General features: G+C 55.2%; 1 protein-coding gene. It reads right to left on the bottom strand.

Going from position 1 to position 277, the window contains the following annotated elements:
• Positions 1-277, bottom strand: a 277-nt coding sequence (locus tag HMPREF2872_RS11800) for a hypothetical protein (protein ID WP_210398863.1), incomplete at both ends; no start/stop codon positions are given.

Raw genomic sequence — 277 nt, 5'->3', positions numbered from 1 at the left:
TGCCGCCGCTAGCCGGACCAACGGTAATGCTGTCGGCCAGTTTAAAGCCGATTTGGTTGTTGGTAACCGTGGTCTTGATATTGGCATCGCCGGCATATTTGACGGTTTCGCCCAGTTTTACGGTGTCGTCTGCACCGCTGTCGGCTCCGATCTTGAAGCCGGCGTCTTTCAAATCGGTCACGGCAGTATTGATGGCAGTATTGATTGCGGTATTAACTGCACCGCCAGTTACGGCACTGTTGTCGCCTGCCGCAACGTTGCCGCTGGTCAGGTTGGT

Origin of the sequence: Neisseria sp. HMSC069H12 (genome assembly GCF_001812735.1) — a bacterium.
GTDB lineage: Bacteria > Pseudomonadota > Gammaproteobacteria > Burkholderiales > Neisseriaceae > Neisseria > Neisseria subflava.
This window is presented reverse-complemented; position numbering and strand designations above follow the sequence as displayed.